The sequence below is a fragment of the Pseudomonas sp. 58(2021) genome (assembly GCF_017491585.1).
In the GTDB taxonomy this organism is placed as follows: Bacteria; Pseudomonadota; Gammaproteobacteria; order Pseudomonadales; family Pseudomonadaceae; genus Aquipseudomonas; species Aquipseudomonas fluorescens_BT.
This window is the reverse complement of sequence record NZ_JAFGYZ010000002.1, coordinates 250,123-271,654: the sequence shown is the minus strand read 5'-3', so window position 1 is coordinate 271,654 and position 21,532 is coordinate 250,123. Positions and strand designations below refer to the sequence as shown.

The window sequence follows — 21,532 nt, the reverse complement described above, 5'->3', positions numbered from 1 at the left end:
AGATCGCAACCTGCAACAGCTCCTACATCAGGATCAATTTTCCCCTATAGACGCTGCCACAGCCTGCGATCTTTTGCTCTTACTTAGCAGAAAACTTCAACACCACGGTCTGGGTGTAGGTCTGTCCCGGATCCAGCCGGGTGCTCGGAAAGTTCGGCTGGTTCGGCGAGTCTGGATAGTGCTGGGTTTCCAGGGTGAACGCGCCCCAGTGCGGATAGACCTTGCCACCCTTGCCCTTGACCGTGCCGTCGAGGAAGTTGCTGGTGTAGAACTGCACGCCCGGTTCGTTGGTGAACAACTGCAAGTGGCGACCGGATTGCGGGTCGCTGACTTCGGCGGCGAGTTTGCTGACGTCACCCTTGGTGTCCAGCGCCCAGTTGAAGTCGAAGCCGCCTTGTTTCTCTTCAGCGAATTTCAACTGCGGATGGTCGGCCTTGATGTGCTGGCCGATGGCGGTGGGTTTGGTGAAGTCCATCGGTGTGCCGGCCACGGGCGCCAGTTCGCCGGTCGGGATCAGTTTGGCGGTGACCGGGGTGTAATGGCTGGCGTGCAGGGTGGCGACCTGTTTGAGGATGTCGCCGTTGCCGGCGCCGGCGAGGTTGAAGTAGCTGTGGTTGGTCAGGTTGAGCACCGTCGGTTTGTCGGTGCTGGCCTTGTAGTCGATGCGCAGTTCGTTGCTGTCGGTGAGGCGGTAGGTCACTTCGGTGGTGAGGTTGCCGGGGAAACCCATTTCGCCATCCGCCGACAGGTAGGTCAGGGTCACGCCGACCGAATCCTTGTCCTTGGTTTCCTTCGCCTTCCAGACCTTTTTGTCGAAGCCCTGCGTGCCGCCGTGCAAGGCGTTGGTCTTGTCGTTCTGCGGCACTTGATAACGCTTGCCGTCGAGTTCGAAAGCGCCATCGGCCAGACGATTGCCGAAGCGGCCGATGGTCGCGCCAAAGTACGCGGTGCCTTTCTGGTAGCCCTGCACATCGTCGAAACCGAGGACGATGTCGTCGAGCTTGCCGTGTTTGTCCGGCACTTGCAGCGCCTGCAAGGTCGCGCCGTAGGTGATGACCGTGGCTTGCATGCCGTGGCTGTTGCGCAGGATGTATTGCTCGACGGGGGTGCCGTCATTGGTTTTACCGAAGGCTTTGTGTTCGCTGGACAGGCCGGCGGCCTGGGCGGAGAGGGTGGCGATCATCAGGGACAGTCCGAGGCCGCAGAGTGAGTGTCTGGATTGAAGCATGGTTGACCTTCCATTTTGTTGTTGTTTTGAAAATCGTTAAATAGTCATGCTAATTATCGTGTGAATGAAGATTTATAGCGGATTTAGCGTTTATTGCAAAAATAAAGTCCGACTAAATGAAAAAGGCAACCAGCACCGAAGGTCGGGAATCCACCCTGGCACCGCACTTTTGCGAAATCCCCGGCTCTATCCATGGCCAGGTTGCGGTGACTCCCGCCGCACAGGAATGTGTCCTTCAAAGAATTCATGCCGAGAGTTTTGCCTCACATCGCTGCATTCATTCACCGCCCGTGCCTGCTGCTGGCCTGCCTGTCGACGCTGCTGTTCGGCGGTTGCAGCCATCAGGACGGCAACAATTTCATCACCCAGATGCGCGAGGGCAGGCCTCAGGAGTTTCTCCAGACCAGCGTCGACCGCATGGCTACGCTGGCGATGCGCGACAACCTCGACAGCCTCTATCGCTTGATGGGCAAGTTGTACCTGCGCAACCCGGACGAGCTGCGCAAATCCGGCTTCCTCGACATCCGCACGGCGGTCAAACAGGTGCGACTGGCCATCGAACAGCAGCAACCTCTGCCAACTCTCGGCGGCAAGAAAGATCTGGCGGCACTGAGCTATGCGATGAGCCCCGAGTTTCTCGGTGACCGGGTCGGCGCCTTCATCTATGCGATCGGCAGCATGCTGGTCACTGCCCACGGCAACCGCACCGAGTTCTACATGACCGATGCGATCAACCCGACCTTCGTCAACAACGCCGCACGCAACATCGAAAAAGCCACGTGGATCCTTGCCCAGCGGCAGAACAAGGAAGGCCAGCCGCTGCTGTTCTCCAACGAAATTTCAGAAGAGGGCAGCAACCTGAGCTTTGCCACGGAGTTCGGCAAAGTCGTGGCGCGCCTGGATCTGCTGACCCAGATGCTCGACGAGCGCTACCGGCGCATCGGTTTGAATTACGCCCAGAGCCTGCTGTTTTTGAATTTTTTGCCGGTGCAGTAAAAGAGTTGGACCGACTCTCTTTTATTGGTTGGGGAGACGGCAGACGACACTCGCGATTTTTTGATCGTAGAATTTCAGGTTGATGAAAACATGCCCTGGGTAGTCGATGATTTGATAAGCGAAATACTGCGGGTTCAGACCATGGCTTGGAAACTCTTCAAAATCGCAGTGCGCCAAGGCAATCAGGTCGAGAATTTTTTCGCGTGCCTCAGGTGTCGCACTTTCGTCGATGCCCAAAAAGAGAGGGTGAACTGCAAGCACTGAGTCAAGTTTCTGTTCCTCTTTCGTGTGATGGTGATAGACACCCTTGGCAATTTTTTCGAGTGCCTGTTCGATCACCTCGAAATTAACTGGCCCGGTCGGATGCTGGATGTACTGTTTTGGCGCGACTTTTTCTATGCCGAAACGACCAATGATCTGACTGTCCTTCTTAACGTGGCGAATAATCCCTCGCACAGTCCGCTGGAGTACCTCCGGGTGTACGTCAGCTGAGGTCCCGACCAGCATTTGCATGAGTTGCTCATCAATGTGAGATTGATCAGGGTTGTGTTCGGCGCAGGAAGGCACAGTGATCAGATCTGCCAACCCTGCATCTTCGCCTTTGGGGAACAGGCAGCGTGGGGGGACATGCTCCCGTCCTTCACTCGGTTTGTCACAGCAATAACACGTCTCTTCAGTGGTGCTCGCTTGCATTTCTTCTTCCTTGGAATGTTTCAGTGGGTGATAGCCTTCACATACTGAATGATGTGCCTGTGATTAGTGGCTTAATGATGGCTTTGCCGAGCATGTCACAGGACTTTCTCTACAAACCACTATCCGAAAGTATCAGGACGATCCATCGTCCATCGGTTGCCTGATCTGTTGCCGTTGCCCATGAAAAGTTGATGAATGAAAAAGAATAACGATAGATCCGATCGATATAGGGCGTTATAAGAAAAATGGTTATGCTGCGGGCCGGATTTTCCTGTGGTTCGTCTGGACGTCTTAATGGAATTGGCAAATTTCGGCCTGGTGATTGCCGGGCTGGTTGTGGGGTTCATCGTCGGCATGACCGGTGTCGGCGGCGGTTCGTTGATGACGCCGATCCTGCTGTGGTTCGGCATCAATCCGGCCACGGCGGTGGGCACGGATCTGCTGTACGCGGCCATCACCAAATCCAGCGGCGTGCTGGTGCACAGGAAGAACAAGAACATCGACTGGGCCATCACCGGCTGGCTGACCCTGGGCAGTGTCCCGGCGGTGGCGATGACCTTGTGGTTCCTGAGCACCCTGCACACCGCGCCGGACGCGATGAACGCCATCATCAAGCAGGCGCTGGGCTTCGTGCTGTTCGCCACGGCGCTGGCGATTCTGTTCAAGAAGCGCCTGCTGGAATTCGCCCACAAACGCGCCGGCGGCAACTACAACCCCAGCGGCACTCGCTTGAATATCATGACGGTGATTACCGGTCTGATCCTCGGCACCATGGTCGCCCTGACCTCCATCGGTGCCGGCGCCCTCGGCACCGTCGCGCTTTTCATCCTCTATCCGCTGCTGCCGACCCGCCGCCTGGTCGGCACCGAAATCGCCCACGCCGTCCCGCTGACCCTGGTCGCCGGCCTCGGCCACGCGAGCATGGGCAACATGGACTGGAGCGTGCTGGGCTTTCTGCTGGTCGGCTCGCTGCCGGGCATCTGGCTCGGCAGCCACCTGACCGGCCGCGTCTCCGATGAACTGCTACGTCCGTGCCTGGCGACGATGCTGGTGTTGATCGGTTACAAGCTGGCGTTCTGATCGGCAGCAGCCATGAGCGAAACCACATTCCATTGCAATGGCCGTCTCGCCATCACGGTCGAGCCCCGGGAAATGCGCATGAGCCACTGGCTCTACGCGCCATTGGTGGTTGACCAGCATCGTCAACAGACGCTGCTGGACTTGAGTGGCAGCCAGTGGGACCTGATTTCCACTACCAATGAAACCGCTGGTGCTATTGATCTACTGCTGCGCAAATATCCGGGCGACAAGCCAACTTTGATCTTGAACGTCAACCTCGATGACGGAAGGCTTCGCCTTGACGGCCGATGCGTTGATCCATCGGGGCTGGAAGCGGCGCTCGATTTGGCGCTGAGCTAAGTGCTTAATGGCTGAGCGAGCGCTTCATCACCGTCACCGGCAAACCGTCGTATTCCGTTTCTTCCAGCACCTCCCAACCCAGCCGCGCATACAGCGACTGCGCGGCATCGGAGTACAGGTACAGCTGCGGGACGCCCAGGGCGGCGGCTTCCTCGACGATGCGGTTGACCAGTTGCGAGGCGATGCCGCGGCCACGCTGTTCGGCCTTCACGTAGACCCCGGCCAGCCACGGCGTCAGTTGCGGGCGCGTGTCCATGTCGCTGTCGATCAGCAGTGCACCGCCGAGCAGTTTTCCGTCTTCGATCGCCACCACCACGCTGGGAATCGCACCTTTACCGCAGGCGGCGCGCATACGTTCAGTGCGGCTGGCGAGGGTGTCTTTGGGGCTGTACTGGCCCCATTCCTTGAAGTTCAGTTCAGCCAGTTCCTCGATCAGTTGCGGGTGATGGCAGAGGTAGTCGATGTGCATGCGCGTTGAACTCCATTTCACAGGTTGAACAGCCACCCTAATGCGCTCATAAAAGGTAATCAAATGCGCGAGAGGATCGTGCGTATCCGGTTGCGCAAAATCGGTGCTGACCTAAGCTTTGGGCAAGGCGAAACACTTTTGGCGGGCAGCCCCCGGAACAATCGCCGCGATGCGCAATCATTAGAGCGTGGATATCAAAAGGAGATGCGCATGCTCATCAGGTCACTGACCCTGACACTCTTGCTGGCGATTGCCGGCCCCCTGTTCGCCGCCGACGGCGATTCCCCTCTGGACGTCGACAAGGGCATCAACCGCCCGGTGATCGTGATCGCTTCCAGTACGGTCGATTCTTATTGGGTCAGCCTGAAAAAAGCGCTGGACGACCCGGCCAACAAACAAGGCATCGCCGACCGCAAGATCAAGGTTTACACCATCCTGAGCATGAGCGGTCAGGTCGATGGCAAAAGCCTGGAGCAGCAGCAAACCATGGCGCTGCTGCGCTCGCTGAAGCTCGGCGCCGGGGCGTATCCGAAGGTCTTTCTGGTGGGCAAGGATGGCGAGACCAAGCTCTCGGCTTCGGGGGATGAAGCGGCGGCGGTCGATTTGAAGAAGATTTTCGACACCATTGATGCGCTGCCTGCCGCCGAGAAAGAAGCCACTTCCACTGTGGTGACTGCCCCGGCTGCTGCTGAACCGGCGCCGGCCAAGGGTGCGAAAGGGACAAAACCGACGAAGCCAACCAAACCGGCCAAGCCGCCGGAAATGCCGGATGATTGATGTTCCGATTCAGCGGTTATCAAAAAACGGGCGACCTTCTCAGGTCGCCCGTTTTTTATGCCGTGATTACCGGGTCAACTCACCCAGAATCCTGTGCGCAATCTTCACCCGCTCTCCATTCGGATAGTTGCGGTTCGCCAGAATCACGATCCCGACTTTCTTCGACGGCACGAACGCGACGTAGGCGCCGTAGCCTGCTGTAGAGCCGGTCTTGTTCAGCAGCACGTTCGCCGGTTCCGCCTGTGGCGGGTTGAGCCATTTGACCTTGTGCGGTTCCATGGCCATCGGCGTCGAGTTGCCGTCCAGCAGGCGGTCGAGGCTGATCGGGTAGGTATAGCGTTCCCAGCCCAGGCCTTGAGTCATGTCGCCGACGGTGTAGTAGCCGGTGTGGGTGAGGGCGATGGCTTTTTGCAGGGGTGTTTCGAGTTTGGCGGTGTCGAGGTTGGCCTCGACGTATTGCAGCAGGTCGGCGGCGCTGGTTTTCACGCCGTAGGCTTCGGAGTCGAGGGCGCCGGGGCTGACTCGAACCGGTTTGTTGTTCTTGTCATAGCCCTGGGCGTAGAGCTTTTCTTCAGAAACCGGCACGGACAGGAAGGTGTGCTTGAGCCCGAGTTTCGGCAGCAGGGTTTCGGTCATGACCTGATTGAACGGCTGTCCGAGGCTTTTCGCCGCCAGATAACCGAACAGGCCGATGCTCGGGTTGGAATACAGGCGATGGCTGCCGGCCGGAAAGGTCGGTTTCCACTGTTGGTAATAGCCGAGCATCTTGTCGGCAGAATCCGCGGCATCCGGGAATTGCAGCGGCAGGCCTCCCGCGCTGTAGGTGCCCAGTTGCAGCAGGCTGATGTGGTCGAAAGCGCTGCCTTTCAGTTCGGGCCAGTGCTGGCTGGCCTTGTCGGAGAATTGCAGTTTGCCGCTGGCCTGGGCGTAGGCGGCGAGGGTTGCGGTGAAGGTTTTGCTCACCGAGCCGATTTCGAACAGGGTGTTTTCATTCACCGCTTGTCCGGTGCTTTTGTCAGCGACACCGTAGTTAAAGTAATGCGCCTTGCCATCGACAGTCACGGCCACCGCCAGACCCGCGATGTCCTGTTGCTGCATGACCGGGGTCACGGTGGCCTTGACCAGCGCCTGTAATTGATCGTCGGTTTGTGGGGCGGCCAGGCAGGTGGCGGCGCTGAAGAAAAGTCCGAAAGCGCTGAAAGACTTGAGTTTGTTCAGGTTGATCGAAGACATGTTTGAATCACTCTCCATGAGTGCTAATGGTGTTATCCCGCTACACTGCGAGCGTTTTTTCATTGGGCTGCTGATCGGCGCCGCCAAATCTAGGCAGTCCGGCGTCGTTCGACAAACGATGAAAACTCGGACGAGCCATTAGAAAAATTTGGGACTTGGCATGATTCGACCTCAATTGCCGTTGAATGCATTGCGCGCCTTTGAAGCTTCTGCGCGCCACCTGAGCTTCACGCGTGCGGCGGTGGAGTTGTGCGTGACCCAGGCGGCCGTCAGCCATCAGGTCAAAAGCCTGGAGGCGCAACTCGGTGTGATCCTGTTCAAACGCCTGCCCCGTGGGCTGATGCTGACCGGCGAGGGCGAAACTCTGCTGCCGGTGCTGACCACCTCGTTCGATCATATCGCGCAGATGCTCGAGCGTCTGGCGGGCGGGCAATATCGGGAAATGCTCACCGTCGGCGCGGTCGGGACTTTCGCCGTGGGTTGGTTGTTGCCGAGGCTGGCGGACTTTCAGGCGAAACATCCGCTCATAGATTTGCGACTGTCGACCAACAACAATCGAGTGGACGTCGCCGCCGAGGGGCTGGATTACGCGATCCGCTTCGGTGCCGGGGCATGGCACGGCATCGAGGCGATCCGTTTGCTGGAGGCGCCATTATCGGTGCTCTGCGTGCCGGAAATTGCCCGGCAACTGCACACGCCGGGGGATCTTCTGCAGCAGCGTTTGTTGCGCTCCTATCGCACCGATGAGTGGCCGGAATGGTTTCACGCGGCCGGTCTGGCGACCCATGCCGCGCCGCCCCAGAGCATTGTGTTCGACTCGTCGCTGGCGATGATGGAGGCGGCATTGCAAGGCGGCGGGGTGGCACTGGCGCCGCCGTTGATGTTTGCCCGGCAACTGGCGGCGGATCTGATCCGCCAACCCTTTGCCATCGAAATCACCACCGGCAGCTATTGGCTGACGCGGTTGCAGTCACGGCCGGAGACGTCGGCGATGGCGGCGTTCAGACACTGGTTACTGGAGGTTGCGCAGGCTTAGCGCACCAGGCACGGCTTCTTGTTATCAAACGTCCAGCCCGGAATCAGAAACTGCATCGCCACGCTGTCATCCCGCGCGCCGAGCCCCATGCCTTTATAGAGTTCATGGGCCTTGGCCACCTGATCCATGTCCAGCTCCACGCCCAGCCCCGGTTTCTTCGGCACCTGCACGCAGCCGTCGACGATTTGCAGCGGTGCCTTGGTCAGACGCTGGCCGTCCTGCCAGATCCAGTGGGTGTCGATGGCGGTGATGTCGCCCGGCGCGGCGGCCGCGACGTGGGTGAACATCGCCAGGGAAATGTCGAAGTGGTTGTTGGAATGCGAACCCCAGGTCAGGCCCCATTCGTGGCACATCTGGGCCACGCGCACAGAACCCTGCATGGTCCAGAAATGTGGGTCGGCCAGCGGAATGTCCACCGACTGCAACTGAATCGCGTGGCCCATTTCACGCCAGTCGGTGGCGATCATGTTGGTAGCGGTTTTCAGCCCGGTGGCGCGACGGAATTCAGCCATCACTTCACGGCCCGAATAACCGTTTTCCGCACCGCACGGGTCTTCGGCATAGGCCAGTACATGATGCTGGTCGCGGCACAGTCGGATCGCTTCTTTCAGTGACCACGCACCGTTCGGATCGAGAGTAATGCGCGCGTCGGGGAAGCGCTCGGCCAGTGCGGTCACCGCTTCGATTTCGGCATCGCCGCTGAGCACGCCGCCCTTGAGTTTGAAGTCCTTGAAGCCGTAACGCGCATGGGCCGCCTCTGCCTGACGCACTACGGCGTCGGCGGTCATGGCTTTCTCGTGACGTACGCGGAACCAGTCGTTGTCGGCATCCGGTTCGCTGCGATAGGCGAGGTCGGTTTCCCGGCGATCGCCCACGTAGAACAGGTAACCGAGCATCTTCACTTCATCGCGCTGCTGGCCTTCGCCGAGTAACGCAGCCACCGGTACGTCGAGGTGCTGGCCGAGCAGGTCGAGCAGGGCGGCTTCGAGCCCGGTGACCGCGTGAATGGTGATGCGCAGGTCGAACGTTTGCAGACCACGGCCGCCGGCATCGCGGTCGGCGAAGGTCTGGCGCACCTGGTTGAGGATCTTCTGATACGTGCCGATCGGGCTGCCGACCACCAGGCTGCGGGCGTCTTCGAGGGTCTGGCGGATGCGTTCGCCGCCGGGCACTTCACCGACGCCGATGTGGCCGGCGTTGTCCTTGAGGATGACGATGTTACGGGTGAAAAACGGCCCGTGGGCGCCGCTCAGGTTGAGCAGCATACCGTCGTGGCCGGCCACCGGGATGACTTGCATTTCGGTGATGATCGGGGCTTTGGCGATGTCGTGTGCGGTCATGTCTTGTTGTCCTTTCAAACGGATTCAGGCGTGTTTCGGCGCGGCATCGGCTACGGCGATGTCAGGAGCGGATTTGGGTGTCATGCGGGCGGCGAACACGATGATTGCGGCGATGATCGAGGTTGCGGCCAGACCATAGAGGCCGCCCTGAATCGAACCGGTGTGTTGTTCCAGCAGGCCGAAAGTGGTGGGGGCGACGAAGCCGCCGAGGTTGCCCACCGAGTTGATCAACGCGATCACGGCAGCGGCGATTCGAGCATCGAGATAGGCCTGCGGAATCGGCCAGAACAGTGACGACGCAGATTTGAAACCCAGCGCAGCAAAGCAGATCGCGACGAAGGCAAAAATCGGCCCGCCAGTGGTGGACATGAACATCCCTGCGGCGGCGATCAACAGCGCCGTGGCCACCCACGCCTGCTGGTGTTTCCACTTCGCCGAGAACGAGGCGAACGCGTACATGCCGATGATCGACAGCAGCCACGGAATCGAGTTGAACAGGCCGACCTGGAAGTCGCTCATCTCGCCCATCTTCTTGATGATGCTCGGCAGCCAGAACGTCGCGGCGTAGATAGTCAATTGAATGAAGAAGTAGATCAGGCAGAACAGGATGATCTGGCGATCCTTGAGCAGCTTGCCCAGCGACGGCCGGATCGGCGTTGCGGCTTCGCGGGCCTTCTGTTCATCGTCGATGGCTATGACCAGCGCATCCTGCTCGGCGCGGGTCAGCCACTTCGCATCGTGGGGTTTGGCGTCGAGCCAGAACCAGACGAACACGCACAGGCCGACCGAGAACATCCCTTCAATGAAATACATCCACTGCCAGCCGTGCAGGCCCAGGCCTTCGATCTGCAACAGCAGGCCGGACAGCGGACCGGAAATCAGCGAGGCCACGGCCGAACCGCTCAAGAAAATCGCAATCGCCTTGCCGCGCTCGGCCCCCGGCAACCAGCGGGTGAAGTAGTAGATCACTCCGGGAAAGAACCCGGCTTCGGCCACGCCGAGCAAAAAACGCAGGATGTAGAAGTGGGTTTCGTTCTGGATGAACGCCATCCCGGCGGCCACCAGGCCCCAGGTGAGCATGATGCGGGTCAGCCAGATTCGTGCGCCGACCTTTTGCAGCAGCATGTTGGAGGGGACTTCGAACAGCGCGTAACCGATGAAGAACAGTCCGGCACCGAAACCGTAGGCCGCGGCACCGATGCCGAGGTCATGTTCCATGTGAGTGCGGACGAAGCCGATGTTCACCCGGTCAATGTAATTGACGATGAACATGATCACGAACAGCGGCAGGACGTGGCGTTTGACTTTGGCAATGGCGGAGGACAGCACCGAATCGGCGCCCTCGTTCATCCCGGCAATGGATGATTTCACTTGGTTTTCTCCCACTCGTTATTTTTATGCGGGGTGTGGCTGGGTGTTGCGTTGTTGATAGACATCATACAACTAGATTTTTTTGTCCTACAAGCGGGAGAGGTCAATCAAATTTGTCTACGGCGATCGGTTTTTATGCTCTTTTAGGTTTTTAGTGCCGTTTTTGTTGGCTTTTATAGGGGTTGTGACAGGCGTGGCAAAGCATTCCATGCCAGTGGTCGTGGGGCGACTGCTCGGCGCAACGGGAGATTTTCTAGCTGAAATCGAGTGTTGTCATACAAGTTGATCCCCGGAGTTCATAGGAGCTCATACAAGTCATCGCACCCAGTGCTACGATCGTGTGTCCTGATCACCGGAACCGACCATGCAAGAAGACCTCGACGCACCTGCTCGCAAACGCGCGCACAACCTGGCCCATGACCTGGTGGAAAAACTCACCCAGAGCATCCTGCTCGGCCAGATGCTGCCCGGTGACAAGCTGCCGTCGGAAAACTCGATCGTTCAGGAACACGGCGTCAGTCGCACCGTGGTGCGCGAGGCGATTTCCAAGTTGCAGGCGTCGGGACTGGTGGAGACGCGGCACGGCATCGGCACCTTCGTGATCGAACGCGCACCGGAGCAGGGGTTGCGGCTGAATGTCGACACCGCACTGGGCGTACGCAGCATTCTCGAGTTGCGCATGGGTCTGGAGACACAAGCTGCGGCGCTGGCCGCGCAGCGTCGCACCGAGCAACAACTGGTGCAGATGCGTCAGGCACTCGATGACTATCAGCGTCTATTGGCCAACAACGACAGCTGCGTTGAAGCCGACCGGCGCTTTCATCTGCTGATTGCCGAAGCCACCGGCAATGTCTGCTTCACCGAAATCATGCAGCACCTGGGCAGCGCGATGATTCCGCGCACGCGGGTCAATGCGGCAGAACGCGGGGCGGTGGATTTGAGCAAGCTCGGGCAACTGGCGAATCTTGAGCATGAGGCGATTTTCAACGCGATCAAACGTCAGGATCCGGACGCGGCGCGGGCGGCGATGTGGCTGCACCTGAGCAACAGTCGTGACCGGTTTTCGGCAGGCGGAGCCTGAAGCGCCGCGGCTCACATCTCAATGGCCCGCACCACCGCCGGCCGCTCCAGATTCAACGCCAGCACGCTGATCAACACTACCGCCGACCCCACCAGCACCAGCAGCGTCGGACGTTCACCCAGTCCCACCGAAGCAATCCCCATCGCAGTCGGTGGAATCAGGTACAGCGTCATCGTCGCCCGGCTCAGGTCCACATGCTTTAGCACGAATGCCCACGCCAGGTAGGCGAGGGCGCTGGGAAACACCCCCAGACCCAGCACCGCCCATTGCACCCGCAGCGGCGCATTGATCACGCTGTCGACCAGCCCCGGCAAGTAGATCAACAGCAACAGCGTGCCGGACCACACCGTGTAGCAAACCAGCGTCAGTCCGTCGTAGCGCCGGGCGTGGTGTTTTTGCAGGGCGAAGTAAACGCTCCACGACACCGCCGCCAGCAGGATCAGCAAACCATGGGCGTCGATGCTGCCGAGACCGCGATCGCCGCTCACCACAATCACCACGCCGACCAATCCCAGCAACACGCAACCCCAGCGCCAGACGCTGACCCGATCCTTGAACAGAAACCGCGCCAGCAGCGTGCTGAACAGCGGTGTCGATTGCGCCAGCACACTGGATGCGCCGGCGCTGACGCTTTGCTGGCCGATGTTCAGTACGACGTGGTGCAGGCTGACGGCAAAAAAGCCCAGGGCCAATAACAGTGGCAGGTCTTGAAAGCGCGGTAGGTGAATGCCTTTGAAGCCTGCAATCACTGCCATGAACAGCGATGCCAGCAGAAACCGCAGCAACGCCAGATGACCGGGATCGTAAGCTTGCAGGCCGATGTGGATGCCGGTCGGCGAATAGGCCCAGCAGCCGACGACGAAGGCCATGGCCAACAGGATTTTCAAAGGCGAAGTGGAAGGCATGAGCGAGGCACCAAGAGGGTTGATGCGTCGAGTATCCGGGTCGCCAATCATTCGTCACAACTGACTTATACTGCGCAAACCGTTCACTCAGAGTGATGATTATGGAGCTGGCACAGATCCGCATGTTCAAGACCGTGGCCGAGGTCGGCAGCATCGCCAAAGCCGCCGAAAGGCTGTTTTGCGTGCCGTCGAACATCACGGCGCGGATCAAATCCCTGGAAACGGAGCTGGGTGTGGCGCTGTTTCTGCGTGAAGGGCGGGGGTTGCGGATCAGTCCTGCGGGGCAGACTTTTCTCGCCTATGCAGAAAGGATTCTGGCACTGACGGCCGAAGCCAAGCGCGCAGTCGATCCCGGCGCCGAACCGTCCGGGCCGCTGCGCATCGGCGCCATTGAATCCTCGGCCACCGGGCGACTGCCGCGCCTGCTGGCGAAATTTCACAAACGCTATCCGAACGTGGCGCTGGAACTGACCACCGGTACCTGGGGGCAATTGCTCGACGATACGGTCAGTCATCGCCTGGACGGCGCGATCGTTGCGGTGGACGTCGAACGCTCCCGGCTCAAACGCACGCCGATGTATCGCGAAGAATTGCTGTTGATCGCATCGACCTCGTTCGGGCCGGTGCGCAACCTCGCCGATTTGCAGGACAAGACCGTGTTCATGTGGCCGCAGGGTTGTCCGTATCGCGCCGCGCTGGAGCACTGGCTGTTGCGCCAGGGGCTGTCGCTGCCGATTGTCAGCCTGGCCAGTTACGGGGCGATTGTCGGTTGTGTGAGTGCCGGGGCGGGCGTGGCGCTGGTGCCCAAGGGCGTGTTCGAGCAATACGCCAAAGGCGCGGGGTGTACGGGTTTCGAGTTTCCCGAACTGACGGCCATCGACAATTTGTTCTACTGGCATGAAAACGCCGGGGTGCACCCGGCGCGTGAGGCATTTGTGGCGATGTTGCGTGAGGAGTTTGCTTGAGCCGGATCAGGCTCCGCTCACGTCGCGCATCAACAGCCCGAAGTGCAGATCCACGGCGTCCGGAATCGGCAAGTACACGGTGTGCCCATCTCCCGGTGCCACGTCGATGGCTTCGCCCTTGAGGTTCTGCAGTTCCTGCAGATCAAAATGGAAATTGCCCTTGGGTGTCATCAGTTCCAGATGATCGCCCAGGGCAAATCGGTTCTTCACCTTGACCTCGGCGAGCCTGTCCCGACGTTCGCCGGTCAGCTCGCCAACGAATTGCTGACGCTCTGACACCGAGCTGCCGTTCTGGTAGTTCTGGTATTCGTCATGGACGTGCCGACGCAGGAAACCTTCGGTGTAGCCGCGCTGGGCCAATGACTCCAGATCGGTCATCAGGCTGCGGTCGAATTCACGGCCGGCCACTGCATCGTCGATGGCCCGGCGGTACACCTGGGTAGTGCGTGCGCAATAAAAGTGGGATTTGGTCCGGCCTTCGATCTTCAGCGAGTGCACGCCCATGCGGGTCAGGCGCTCGACGTGCTGCACCGCGCGCAGGTCCTTGGCGTTCATGATGTAGGTGCCGTGCTCGTCTTCGAAGGCCGGCATCATCTCGCCGGGACGATTGGCTTCCTGCAACAGGAACACCTGATCGGTGGGGGCGCCGAGGCCGAGGGTCGGTTGCGGTTCGAAGCTCTGCACGATTTCGCCGAGCGAGTTCTCGGTGGCTTCCTGGGCCGAGTATTTCCAGCGGCAGGCGTTGGTGCAGGTGCCTTGATTGGCGTCGCGTTTGTTCATGTAGCCCGAGAGCAGGCAGCGGCCGGAATAGGCCATGCACAGCGCGCCGTGGACGAATACTTCCAGCTCCATGCCCGGCACTTGCTCGCGGATTTCGCCGATCTCTTCCAGCGACAATTCACGGGACAGGATGATCCGACTCAAGCCCTGCTGTTGCCAGAATTCGACACTCGCCCAGTTCACCGTGTTGGCCTGCACCGAGAGGTGGATCGGCATCTGCGGGAAGTGCCGGCGCACCAGCATGATCAGGCCGGGGTCGGACATGATCAGCGCGTCCGGTGCCATTTCGATCACCGGCGCCAAGTCCTTGAGGAAGGTCTTCAGTTTGGCATTGTGTGGCGCGATGTTGACCACCACGTAGAAGCGCTTGCCCTGGGCCTGGGCTTCACGAATGCCGAGCGCCAGATTGGCGTGATCGAACTCGTTGTTGCGCACCCGCAGGCTGTAGCGCGGCTGGCCGGCATACACCGCATCGGCCCCATAGGCGAAGGCATAACGCATGTTTTTCAGGGTGCCGGCGGGGGCGAGCAGTTCGGGGGTGAAGGAGGTCGTCATGGCGGCGTCGGTCGCAAAAGCGCGGCAGGGTAGAGCAGTTGCGCCGAGGGTTTATTGATCTGGATCTATGCTCCATGAAGAAACACGGCACTCGCGCTGATGCTGGCTGACTAAACGGGACGGGCGCGGGTGGCGCCTGACTGACCTGGACCGGACATGAACCAAAAGAGTCTGCAATTCAAATCCCTCACCGTGCTGCTGTTTCTGGTGACGGTCGCCTTCATCTGGATCTTGCTGCCGTTCTACGGCGCGGTGTTCTGGGCAGTGATCCTTGGCATCCTGTTCGCACCGATGCAACGTCAGTTGCAGCTGAAATTCGGCTGGCAACGCAACCTGACCTCACTGTGTACCTTGAGCATCTGCCTGGTGATCGCAATCTTGCCGGTGATCGTCCTCAGTGCGCTGCTGGTGCAGGAAGGCGCGACGCTTTACGACAATATCGAAAGCGGCAAGCTCGATATCGGCGCCTATCTGGCGCAGTTCAAGCACAGTCTGCCGCCTTACTTTCAGCACCTGCTTGATCGCTTCGGCATGGGCGAGCTCAATGCCTTGCGCGAGAAGATCGTCAAGGCTGCCATGCAGGGCAGTCAGGCGCTGGCGAGCCAGGCATTCAGTTTCGGCCAAGGAACTTTCGAGTTCGTGGTGAGTTTTTTCATCATGTTGTATTTGCTGTTTTTCTTCCTGCGCGACGGCGCCGAACTGGCGCGCAAAGTCCGCACGGCGGTGCCGCTGGAAGAGCATCACAAGCGGCGTCTGCAACTGAAATTCAATCGGGTGGTGCGGGCCACGGTCAAAGGCAACCTGCTGGTGGCCATTACGCAAGGTGCGTTGGGCGGGGCGATTTTCTGGTTTCTCGACATTCCCAGTGCCTTGCTCTGGGCGGTGCTGATGGCGTTTCTGTCGCTGCTGCCGGCGGTGGGGGCAGGGATCGTCTGGGCGCCGGTGGCGGTTTACTTCCTGCTCAGCGGGATGATCTGGCAGGGCGTGGTGCTGGGGCTGTTCGGGGTGTTCGTGATCGGTCTGGTGGATAACGTGCTGCGCCCGATCCTGGTGGGCAAGGACACCCGGATGCCGGACTACATGATTCTGATCTCGACCCTGGGCGGACTGGCCGTGTTCGGTCTCAACGGTTTTGTGATCGGGCCGCTGATCGCTGCATTGTTCATGTCGAGCTGGGCGTTGTTCATCGAGTCCAAACCGAAAGTGCAGCTGCCTTAAGCCTTGAACGGTCCGTCGATCAGTCGTTGCGACAGCGCCTGAGCGGCTGGCAAGGAGGTGAGCGGACCGCTGACCGGCTCGCCGTCGCGCACCAGATACCAGCAGGCGAGCAGGCCCAGCTCTCTGAGCGATGCGGGAACCGCGCTGCCGACAACGGACATGATTTGAACCTGAGCCATGACAAGTACCTCCATCAATCGATGGAGCTACCTTAGGGATTCGGCCGTTTCAGGGACAATCAACGCTTTCGATAGTGGTCATTGACGCCGTTGAGGGCCGGGTCAATCGACCACCTGGTCAAGCATGTGCACGATCTCGTGCTCGTTGAGCAGACCCTTGCGCACCAGGTTTTCCGCCAGCAGCGAGAGAAATTTCGCCGTGCGGTGGCCTTCCAGGTGCTTGAGCTCGGTCAGGGCGTTGTAGACCTTGCCCGACGTGCATAAACCGACGATGCGGTGCGGATTCTGTGTTGGCATTCCAGTCGTCCTTGTTTTTATCAACCTGTTGTATGCGGACGGATTCAGATTGCGGTTCCGTCATGACAAATAGATGACCGTTGTGTGTTTCGGCCCAACGGTCGAGCCCATCATGCCGACTTTAACGGGTGGAACTGTCTCCACAGCGACCTTGGCGAGATTTTTTCAGACGTTGGCCGACGGACGGTCGGCTTTCTCAAGGCCAAAAAAAGCCCCGCTGTAAAAGCGGGGCTTTGTCTGTGTGCTTACCAGCGACCACCGTAGTAGTGCGGGTGGCCGTAATAACCACGGGGCGGACCGTAGTAGACCGGGCCCGGAACATAAACCGGTTGCTGCACATAAACCGGGGCCGGCTGGTAGTAGACCGGTGGCGGCGGTTGCTGCACGTAGACCGGTGCCGGTTGAGCGTAAACAGGCTGTTGGACGTACACCGGCCGATCCTGGTTGATGAGCGCCGAGCCGATGATGGCCGAGCCGACGATCGCACCAAATACCGCCGGACCCTGCCAGCCACCGCCGTGGGCTTCTGCCTGACCCGTGATCGCGAATGCACCAATCAACAAGGCCACGATGGGGAGTTTACGAATCATGATTAATCCTCGGTTCTTCGACCCGGCGTCCGGGCCTGCATCAGGCTCGGGATAGCGCGGGGATACTTCTAAGACAGCAACATTTGGAAAAACAGCACGGCGGCTGGGTAAATTTTGTGTAAGGTCTGTACCGGTTTGCTTACCGGGTTTCGTGCGTCGGCTGCGATGCCCGGAACAGACCGCCTTATGATCGTTCAGAACCCGATGGCCTGGCTAATCCCGTCCATCCGAAAGTGCATTCGAAGGAGCCTCCCATGCAGATGAACCCCAACAAAGACACCCAATTGTGCATGTCCCTGTCTGGGCGTCCCGGGAATTTCGGTCTGCGTTTTCATAACCATTTGTACGAGCAATTGGGCCTGAATTTTTATTACAAGGCCTTCAGCAGCCAGGATCTGCCGGGGGCTGTCGGCGGGATTCGGGCGCTGGGCATCCGCGGTTGCGGGGTGTCGATGCCGTTCAAGGAAGCGAGCATTGCGCTGGTCGATGAGCTGGATGCCTCGGCGGCAGCGATCCAGTCGATCAACACCATCGTCAACACCAACGGCCATCTCAAGGCCTACAACACCGATTACATTGCGATTGCCCAGTTGCTGGAAACCCACGCGGTGCCGAAGGACTCGACTTTCGCCCTGCGCGGCAGCGGTGGCATGGCCAAGGCTGTGGCCAGTGCCTTGCGCGATGGTGGTTACAAAAACGGTCTGATAGTGGCCCGCAATGAGCGCGCCGGGCGTGCACTGGCGGACTCCCTGGGCTATCGCTGGCAGGCGGAACTGGGCGACGAGCGCCCGCAGATGCTGATCAACGTGACCCCGGTCGGCATGGACGGCGGCCCGGAAGCGGGACAGCTTTCTTTTGACGTGGATGTGATCAAGTCTGCCGACACTGTGTTCGATGTGGTGGCGATCCCCTCGGAAACCCCGCTGATCGTGCGTGGGCGTGCCGAAGGTAAAAAAGTGATCACCGGGCTGGAAGTGATCGCGATCCAGGCGCTGGAGCAGTTTGTGCTGTACACCGGTGTGCGGCCGACGGTCGAGCAGTTCGAAGCAGCGGTGGCGTTTGCCCGCAGCTAAAGAGCTTGGGTCGTGCGGTGCCTGACCGGGCCTTTTCGCGAGCAAGCCCGCTCCCACATTGAAATGCATTTCCCCCCTGTGGGAGCGGGCTTGCTCGCGAAGGCCGCGACATGGTTTTTGATCCGAACAGTTTGCCTATACTGCCGGATCAGCAAGCACAGACTTGCCCTTCACAAAAGCCGAGGTTTGCATGCATCCGCCCATTCTCAACCTGAATGACGTCGAACTCGAACCGCTGCCCGAAGCCTTGGCTCCCGAAGGCGAAACCGCCGGGCGTTATCAGCAACGATTCGCCCGGGTCGGCCAGCAATTAGGCGCGCAGAAGCTCGGTTATCGGCTGTATGCGCTGCCGCCGGGCATGCGTGGCAGTCCGTTTCACAGTCATCGGGTCAATGAGGAAATGTTTTACGTGGTGGCCGGGGAAGGGGAGGTACGCCTCGGTGCCGAACGTTTCCCGATCCGCGCCGGCGACGTGATCGCCTGCCCGCCGGGCGGCCCGGAAGCGGCGCACCAGATCATCAATACCAGCTCGCAGGAACTGCGCTATCTGGCGGTCAGCACTCAGCAGCAACCGGAAATCTGCGAGTACCCGGATTCGAACAAATACGCGGTGATGGACAACTTTAATATCGATGCCGAAGGCAATGCCTCGGGCTTCGTGGCGGTGGCGCGGCAGGCGGACGGGGTGGATTACTGGGACGGCGAATAGCGCCGTCCCCGGTGTGCTTATTCCTCGAGGCGGGCCAGACGCTCTTCCAGTGCCGCAATGCGCGCTTCCAGCTCTTCGATGCGCTCCACTGACACACCGCTGGCAGCCCCGCGATCACTCGGGTTCTGCCGCGCCGCGATAATCGCCTCGATGTCCGCCGGATCGCCCAGTGCGTGGGTGTAGCGATCCTCGCGCTGGCCGGCCTGGCGTGGAATCAACACCGCCAGATCGCGAGCGATCAGACGTTCCAGCTGATGCACCACTTGTTCGGCGTCTTCGAACTCATGCATGCGACCGCTGCGGGTCAGCAGCTCGTTGACGGTCTGCGGGCCGCGAAGAAACATCAAACCGGTCAGGATCAATTGCGCCGGCACCAGTTCCAGCGCCTTGTCGACCTTGTGCTCCCAGCGGTCGGCGCGACTGCCCATCACCAGTTTGGCAAAGCCGCGACCTTCGAGGGCGCGCAGGCTCTGGCCGACCTGGCCCTGGGTCAGGTTCATCACCGGTTCCCGGCTGGTCTTCTGATTGCAGGCCAGCACCAGCGCGTTGAGGGTCAGCGGATAGGTTTCCGGGCTGGTGGCCTGTTTCTCGATCAGCGAACCCAGAATGCGGATTTCCGTGGCGTTGAGCCGTGGTTCGTCGGAGCGGGTTTCAAATTCTGTGGTCATCGCGCGTTCCCTCTGCAGTCGAAGGCGCCTAGCCTAATCCTTGCTGGATAAAAGACAAGCCGCGCCGCCATGCGAGCATGGCTATAATCGCCCCACGATTCACCCAGCCACCACGTGAGACTGTCATGACCATTTCCTTGTACGCCGCATCCGTTCCGGTTTTCCAACAAATGCTCAACGCCCTGAGCGATGTGCTGAAAAAGGCTGAAACCCACGCCACCGAGAAAAATATCGACCCGAACGCCTTCCTGCAGGCCCGCCTGTACCCGGACATGTTCCCGCTGGTGCGCCAGGTGCAGATCGCGGTGGACTTCGCCAAAGGCGTTTCCTCGCGTCTGGCTGAAGTCGAAATCCCGAAATACGACGACACAGAAACCACCTTCGCCGAGCTGCAAGCGCTGATCGCCAAGGTCCTGGCCTTCATCGGCGAGTTCAAGCCTGAGCAAATCAACGGCAAGGAAGGCATCGAGATCGTGACCCGTCCGGGCACGCCGAAAGAGAAGCGCTTCAGTGGCCAGGCTTACCTGCTGAGCTACGGCCTGCCGCAGTTCTTCTTCCACGTCACCACCGCTTACGACCTGCTGCGCCACAACGGTGTGGAAGTGGGCAAGCGCGATTACATGGGCGCGTACTAAGCCCTGCGTATGAAAAAGCCCGCCAAGGTTTGCGCCTTGGCGGGCTTTTTGTTGCGCTGGATTTTTACGCCGGACGCTGGGTTTTCTGTTCTTCGCCCAGGCACGCGGCGGCGGTGAACAGTACGTCGGTGGAGGAGTTCAGCGCCGTCTCGGCCGAGTCCTGCAGCACGCCGATGATGAAACCGACTGCAACCACTTGCATGGCAATCTCGCTCGGAATGCCGAACAGGCTGCACGCCAGCGGGATCAGCAACAGCGAACCGCCAGCTACACCGGACGCGCCACAAGCGCAGATCGCAGCAACAACACTGAGCAGGATCGCGGTCGGGATGTCCACGGCGATGCCCAAGGTGTGCACGGCGGCGAGGGTCAGCACGGTGATGGTGATCGACGCGCCGGCCATGTTGATGGTCGCGCCCAGCGGAATCGAGACCGAATAGGTGTCTTCGTGCAGGCCCAGACGCTTGCTCAGCTCCAGGTTGACCGGAATGTTCGCTGCCGAGCTGCGGGTGAAGAACGCGGTGATGCCGCTTTCACGCAGGCACTGGAGCGTCAGCGGGTACGGGTTGCGGCGCAGCTTCCAGAACACGATCAGCGGGTTCATCACCAGCGCCACGAACAGCATGCAGCCCAGCAATACCGCCAGCAGGTGCGCGTAACCGACCAGCGCGCCGAAACCGGAGGTGGCCAGGGTCGAGGCCACCAGGCCGAAAATCCCCAGCGGTGCGAAGCGAATTACCACGCGCACGATCAGGGTCACGCCGTTGGACAGGTCACTGACGACTTCGCGGGTGGTGTCGCCGGCGTGGCGGATGGCCACGCCCATGCCGATGGCCCAGGCCAGAATGCCGATGAAGTTGGCGTTCATCAGTGCGCTTACCGGGTTATCGACCACGCTCAGCAGCAGGCTTTGCAGCACTTCGCCGATGCCGCCCGGAGCGGTCACGGCAATGTTGTCGGTGGACAGCACCAGATGCGACGGAAACATCGTGCTGGCGATCACCGCGACTACGGCGGCGGCGAAGGTGCCCAGCAGATAGAGGAACAGAATCGGCCGGATATGGGTTTCCTGACCGTGCTTGTGGTTGGCGATCGACGCCATGACCAGCACGAACACCAGGATCGGGGCCACGGCTTTCAGCGCCGAGACGAACACCTTGCCGATGAATGCGGTGCCCTTGGCGGCCTCCGGCGCGAACAGTGCCAGGGCGATGCCGGCAATCAGGCCAATCAGGATCTGCGTGACCAGGCTGAGGCTTTTAAGGCGTTGCAATAGAGAAGGGGATGAAACGGTCATGACGGCATCTCTGGTTTT

24 protein-coding genes are annotated in these 21,532 nt (G+C 60.0%); 11 read left to right on the top strand and 13 right to left on the bottom strand.

The genetic code is table 11. From position 1 onward, the window contains the following. Positions 1 to 79 precede the first annotated feature (79 nt). Positions 80 to 1,228 (bottom strand): aldose epimerase family protein, encoded by a 1,149-nt coding sequence (locus tag J5M72_RS03355; RefSeq protein ID WP_207864012.1) that lies wholly within the window; start codon positions 1,226 to 1,228, stop codon positions 80 to 82. A 246-nt stretch (positions 1,229 to 1,474) separates the two neighbouring features. On the opposite strand from J5M72_RS03355, the gene J5M72_RS03350 reads away from it, so the two are divergent. Then, positions 1,475 to 2,224, top strand: coding sequence for a hypothetical protein (locus J5M72_RS03350; protein WP_207864011.1), 750 nt, complete (start codon positions 1,475 to 1,477; stop codon positions 2,222 to 2,224). Positions 2,225 to 2,245: 21 nt separating this feature from the next. Here J5M72_RS03350 and J5M72_RS03345 read toward each other — a convergent pair whose 3' ends face one another. Further along, a complete protein-coding gene (locus tag J5M72_RS03345) occupies positions 2,246 to 2,917 on the bottom strand; it encodes a hypothetical protein (RefSeq protein ID WP_207864010.1) in 672 nt (223 codons plus the stop codon). Positions 2,918 to 3,211: 294 nt separating this feature from the next. Here J5M72_RS03345 and J5M72_RS03340 point away from each other — a divergent pair, with 294 nt between their 5' ends. Continuing rightward, positions 3,212 to 3,997, top strand: a complete 786-nt coding sequence (locus tag J5M72_RS03340) for a sulfite exporter TauE/SafE family protein (protein WP_207864009.1) — start codon at positions 3,212 to 3,214, stop codon at positions 3,995 to 3,997. Positions 3,998 to 4,009: 12 nt separating this feature from the next. After that, a complete protein-coding gene (locus tag J5M72_RS03335) occupies positions 4,010 to 4,336 on the top strand; it encodes a hypothetical protein (protein WP_207864008.1) in 327 nt (108 codons plus the stop codon). 4 nt (positions 4,337 to 4,340) lie between these two features. On the opposite strand, the gene J5M72_RS03330 is transcribed toward J5M72_RS03335, so the two are convergent. Then, positions 4,341 to 4,805 (bottom strand): GNAT family N-acetyltransferase, encoded by a 465-nt coding sequence (locus J5M72_RS03330; protein ID WP_207864007.1) that lies wholly within the window; start codon positions 4,803 to 4,805, stop codon positions 4,341 to 4,343. Positions 4,806 to 5,015: 210 nt separating this feature from the next. Between J5M72_RS03330 and J5M72_RS03325 the strand changes: the two genes are divergently transcribed. Then, the gene (locus J5M72_RS03325) at positions 5,016 to 5,582 is read left to right on the top strand and encodes a DUF4174 domain-containing protein (protein WP_169431038.1); all 567 of its coding nucleotides are present in this window, start codon (positions 5,016 to 5,018) and stop codon (positions 5,580 to 5,582) included. A gap of 66 nt (positions 5,583 to 5,648) precedes the next feature. On the opposite strand, the gene ampC is transcribed toward J5M72_RS03325, so the two are convergent. Next, positions 5,649 to 6,815, bottom strand: coding sequence for a class C beta-lactamase (ampC, locus tag J5M72_RS03320; protein WP_207864006.1), 1,167 nt, complete (start codon positions 6,813 to 6,815; stop codon positions 5,649 to 5,651). A gap of 160 nt (positions 6,816 to 6,975) precedes the next feature. On the opposite strand from ampC, the gene J5M72_RS03315 reads away from it, so the two are divergent. Next, on the top strand, positions 6,976 to 7,851 hold the full coding sequence (locus J5M72_RS03315) for a LysR family transcriptional regulator (RefSeq protein WP_207864005.1): 876 nt from the start codon (positions 6,976 to 6,978) through the stop codon (positions 7,849 to 7,851). On the opposite strand, the gene gudD is transcribed toward J5M72_RS03315, so the two are convergent. Both gudD and J5M72_RS03305 read right to left on the bottom strand, forming a co-directional pair. After that, positions 7,848 to 9,191 carry a glucarate dehydratase gene (gene gudD / locus J5M72_RS03310; RefSeq protein ID WP_207864004.1) on the bottom strand — a complete coding sequence of 448 codons (1,344 nt, stop codon included), beginning with the start codon at positions 9,189 to 9,191 and terminating at the stop codon, positions 7,848 to 7,850. The genes J5M72_RS03315 and gudD overlap by 4 nt on opposite strands. Before the next feature lie 24 nt (positions 9,192 to 9,215). Next, positions 9,216 to 10,562, bottom strand: coding sequence for an MFS transporter (locus tag J5M72_RS03305; RefSeq protein WP_169431035.1), 1,347 nt, complete (start codon positions 10,560 to 10,562; stop codon positions 9,216 to 9,218). 364 nt (positions 10,563 to 10,926) lie between these two features. Between J5M72_RS03305 and J5M72_RS03300 the strand changes: the two genes are divergently transcribed. Next, positions 10,927 to 11,643: a FadR/GntR family transcriptional regulator gene (locus J5M72_RS03300; RefSeq protein ID WP_169431034.1), complete on the top strand. Its 717-nt coding sequence runs from the start codon at positions 10,927 to 10,929 to the stop codon at positions 11,641 to 11,643. Positions 11,644 to 11,654: 11 nt separating this feature from the next. Here J5M72_RS03300 and J5M72_RS03295 read toward each other — a convergent pair whose 3' ends face one another. Further along, the gene (locus J5M72_RS03295) at positions 11,655 to 12,548 is read right to left on the bottom strand and encodes a DMT family transporter (protein ID WP_243433179.1); all 894 of its coding nucleotides are present in this window, start codon (positions 12,546 to 12,548) and stop codon (positions 11,655 to 11,657) included. A 101-nt stretch (positions 12,549 to 12,649) separates the two neighbouring features. Between J5M72_RS03295 and J5M72_RS03290 the strand changes: the two genes are divergently transcribed. Continuing rightward, the gene (locus J5M72_RS03290) at positions 12,650 to 13,513 is read left to right on the top strand and encodes a LysR substrate-binding domain-containing protein (protein WP_207864002.1); all 864 of its coding nucleotides are present in this window, start codon (positions 12,650 to 12,652) and stop codon (positions 13,511 to 13,513) included. A gap of 6 nt (positions 13,514 to 13,519) precedes the next feature. On the opposite strand, the gene yegQ is transcribed toward J5M72_RS03290, so the two are convergent. Then, entirely contained in the window at positions 13,520 to 14,848 is a 1,329-nt protein-coding gene (gene yegQ / locus J5M72_RS03285) for a tRNA 5-hydroxyuridine modification protein YegQ (RefSeq protein ID WP_207864001.1), read from the bottom strand. A gap of 156 nt (positions 14,849 to 15,004) precedes the next feature. On the opposite strand from yegQ, the gene J5M72_RS03280 reads away from it, so the two are divergent. Further along, positions 15,005 to 16,066 carry an AI-2E family transporter gene (locus tag J5M72_RS03280; protein ID WP_207864000.1) on the top strand — a complete coding sequence of 354 codons (1,062 nt, stop codon included), beginning with the start codon at positions 15,005 to 15,007 and terminating at the stop codon, positions 16,064 to 16,066. Here the strand turns inward: J5M72_RS03280 and J5M72_RS03275 are convergent. From J5M72_RS03275 to J5M72_RS03265, 3 genes are all read right to left on the bottom strand, one after another. Next, complete coding sequence (locus J5M72_RS03275) at positions 16,063 to 16,245, bottom strand: hypothetical protein (protein WP_169431029.1); 183 nt, start codon at positions 16,243 to 16,245, stop codon at positions 16,063 to 16,065. The genes J5M72_RS03280 and J5M72_RS03275 overlap by 4 nt on opposite strands. Positions 16,246 to 16,347: 102 nt before the next feature. After that, entirely contained in the window at positions 16,348 to 16,542 is a 195-nt protein-coding gene (locus J5M72_RS03270; protein WP_065259358.1) for a hypothetical protein, read from the bottom strand. A gap of 245 nt (positions 16,543 to 16,787) precedes the next feature. Next, complete coding sequence (locus tag J5M72_RS03265; protein ID WP_025108898.1) at positions 16,788 to 17,132, bottom strand: hypothetical protein; 345 nt, start codon at positions 17,130 to 17,132, stop codon at positions 16,788 to 16,790. 254 nt (positions 17,133 to 17,386) lie between these two features. Here J5M72_RS03265 and J5M72_RS03260 point away from each other — a divergent pair, with 254 nt between their 5' ends. Beyond that, a complete protein-coding gene (locus J5M72_RS03260) occupies positions 17,387 to 18,205 on the top strand; it encodes a shikimate 5-dehydrogenase (protein WP_207863999.1) in 819 nt (272 codons plus the stop codon). A 190-nt stretch (positions 18,206 to 18,395) separates the two neighbouring features. Beyond that, positions 18,396 to 18,914 carry a cupin domain-containing protein gene (locus tag J5M72_RS03255; protein ID WP_207863998.1) on the top strand — a complete coding sequence of 173 codons (519 nt, stop codon included), beginning with the start codon at positions 18,396 to 18,398 and terminating at the stop codon, positions 18,912 to 18,914. Positions 18,915 to 18,931: 17 nt separating this feature from the next. On the opposite strand, the gene J5M72_RS03250 is transcribed toward J5M72_RS03255, so the two are convergent. Further along, positions 18,932 to 19,582 carry a DUF480 domain-containing protein gene (locus J5M72_RS03250; RefSeq protein ID WP_169431026.1) on the bottom strand — a complete coding sequence of 217 codons (651 nt, stop codon included), beginning with the start codon at positions 19,580 to 19,582 and terminating at the stop codon, positions 18,932 to 18,934. A gap of 125 nt (positions 19,583 to 19,707) precedes the next feature. On the opposite strand from J5M72_RS03250, the gene J5M72_RS03245 reads away from it, so the two are divergent. Next, on the top strand, positions 19,708 to 20,217 hold the full coding sequence (locus J5M72_RS03245) for a DUF1993 domain-containing protein (RefSeq protein ID WP_169431025.1): 510 nt from the start codon (positions 19,708 to 19,710) through the stop codon (positions 20,215 to 20,217). Between the two features lie 64 nt (positions 20,218 to 20,281). Here the strand turns inward: J5M72_RS03245 and sstT are convergent, their stop codons facing one another. Beyond that, on the bottom strand, positions 20,282 to 21,514 hold the full coding sequence (gene sstT / locus J5M72_RS03240) for a serine/threonine transporter SstT (protein WP_169431024.1): 1,233 nt from the start codon (positions 21,512 to 21,514) through the stop codon (positions 20,282 to 20,284). Positions 21,515 to 21,532 lie beyond the last annotated feature (18 nt).

Excerpts from the sequence above, each read along its gene's own strand:
- sstT (WP_169431024.1), bottom strand. The coding sequence starts at position 21,514 with ATGACCGTTTCATCCCCTTCTCTATTGCAACGCCTTAAAAGCCTCAGC.
- J5M72_RS03345 (WP_207864010.1), bottom strand. The coding sequence starts at position 2,917 with ATGCAAGCGAGCACCACTGAAGAGACGTGTTATTGCTGTGACAAACCG.
- J5M72_RS03255 (WP_207863998.1), top strand. The coding sequence starts at position 18,396 with ATGCATCCGCCCATTCTCAACCTGAATGACGTCGAACTCGAACCGCTG.
- J5M72_RS03275 (WP_169431029.1), bottom strand. The coding sequence starts at position 16,245 with ATGGCTCAGGTTCAAATCATGTCCGTTGTCGGCAGCGCGGTTCCCGCA.
- J5M72_RS03280 (WP_207864000.1), top strand. The coding sequence starts at position 15,005 with ATGAACCAAAAGAGTCTGCAATTCAAATCCCTCACCGTGCTGCTGTTT.
- J5M72_RS03330 (WP_207864007.1), bottom strand. The coding sequence starts at position 4,805 with ATGCACATCGACTACCTCTGCCATCACCCGCAACTGATCGAGGAACTG.
- J5M72_RS03245 (WP_169431025.1), top strand. The coding sequence starts at position 19,708 with ATGACCATTTCCTTGTACGCCGCATCCGTTCCGGTTTTCCAACAAATG.
- ampC (WP_207864006.1), bottom strand. The coding sequence starts at position 6,815 with ATGTCTTCGATCAACCTGAACAAACTCAAGTCTTTCAGCGCTTTCGGA.
- J5M72_RS03300 (WP_169431034.1), top strand. The coding sequence starts at position 10,927 with ATGCAAGAAGACCTCGACGCACCTGCTCGCAAACGCGCGCACAACCTG.
- J5M72_RS03350 (WP_207864011.1), top strand. The coding sequence starts at position 1,475 with ATGCCGAGAGTTTTGCCTCACATCGCTGCATTCATTCACCGCCCGTGC.
- J5M72_RS03250 (WP_169431026.1), bottom strand. The coding sequence starts at position 19,582 with ATGACCACAGAATTTGAAACCCGCTCCGACGAACCACGGCTCAACGCC.
- J5M72_RS03325 (WP_169431038.1), top strand. The coding sequence starts at position 5,016 with ATGCTCATCAGGTCACTGACCCTGACACTCTTGCTGGCGATTGCCGGC.
- yegQ (WP_207864001.1), bottom strand. The coding sequence starts at position 14,848 with ATGACGACCTCCTTCACCCCCGAACTGCTCGCCCCCGCCGGCACCCTG.
- J5M72_RS03295 (WP_243433179.1), bottom strand. The coding sequence starts at position 12,548 with ATGCCTTCCACTTCGCCTTTGAAAATCCTGTTGGCCATGGCCTTCGTC.
- J5M72_RS03340 (WP_207864009.1), top strand. The coding sequence starts at position 3,212 with ATGGAATTGGCAAATTTCGGCCTGGTGATTGCCGGGCTGGTTGTGGGG.
- J5M72_RS03335 (WP_207864008.1), top strand. The coding sequence starts at position 4,010 with ATGAGCGAAACCACATTCCATTGCAATGGCCGTCTCGCCATCACGGTC.
- gudD (WP_207864004.1), bottom strand. The coding sequence starts at position 9,191 with ATGACCGCACACGACATCGCCAAAGCCCCGATCATCACCGAAATGCAA.
- J5M72_RS03260 (WP_207863999.1), top strand. The coding sequence starts at position 17,387 with ATGCAGATGAACCCCAACAAAGACACCCAATTGTGCATGTCCCTGTCT.
- J5M72_RS03290 (WP_207864002.1), top strand. The coding sequence starts at position 12,650 with ATGGAGCTGGCACAGATCCGCATGTTCAAGACCGTGGCCGAGGTCGGC.
- J5M72_RS03270 (WP_065259358.1), bottom strand. The coding sequence starts at position 16,542 with ATGCCAACACAGAATCCGCACCGCATCGTCGGTTTATGCACGTCGGGC.
- J5M72_RS03355 (WP_207864012.1), bottom strand. The coding sequence starts at position 1,228 with ATGCTTCAATCCAGACACTCACTCTGCGGCCTCGGACTGTCCCTGATG.
- J5M72_RS03315 (WP_207864005.1), top strand. The coding sequence starts at position 6,976 with ATGATTCGACCTCAATTGCCGTTGAATGCATTGCGCGCCTTTGAAGCT.
- J5M72_RS03265 (WP_025108898.1), bottom strand. The coding sequence starts at position 17,132 with ATGATTCGTAAACTCCCCATCGTGGCCTTGTTGATTGGTGCATTCGCG.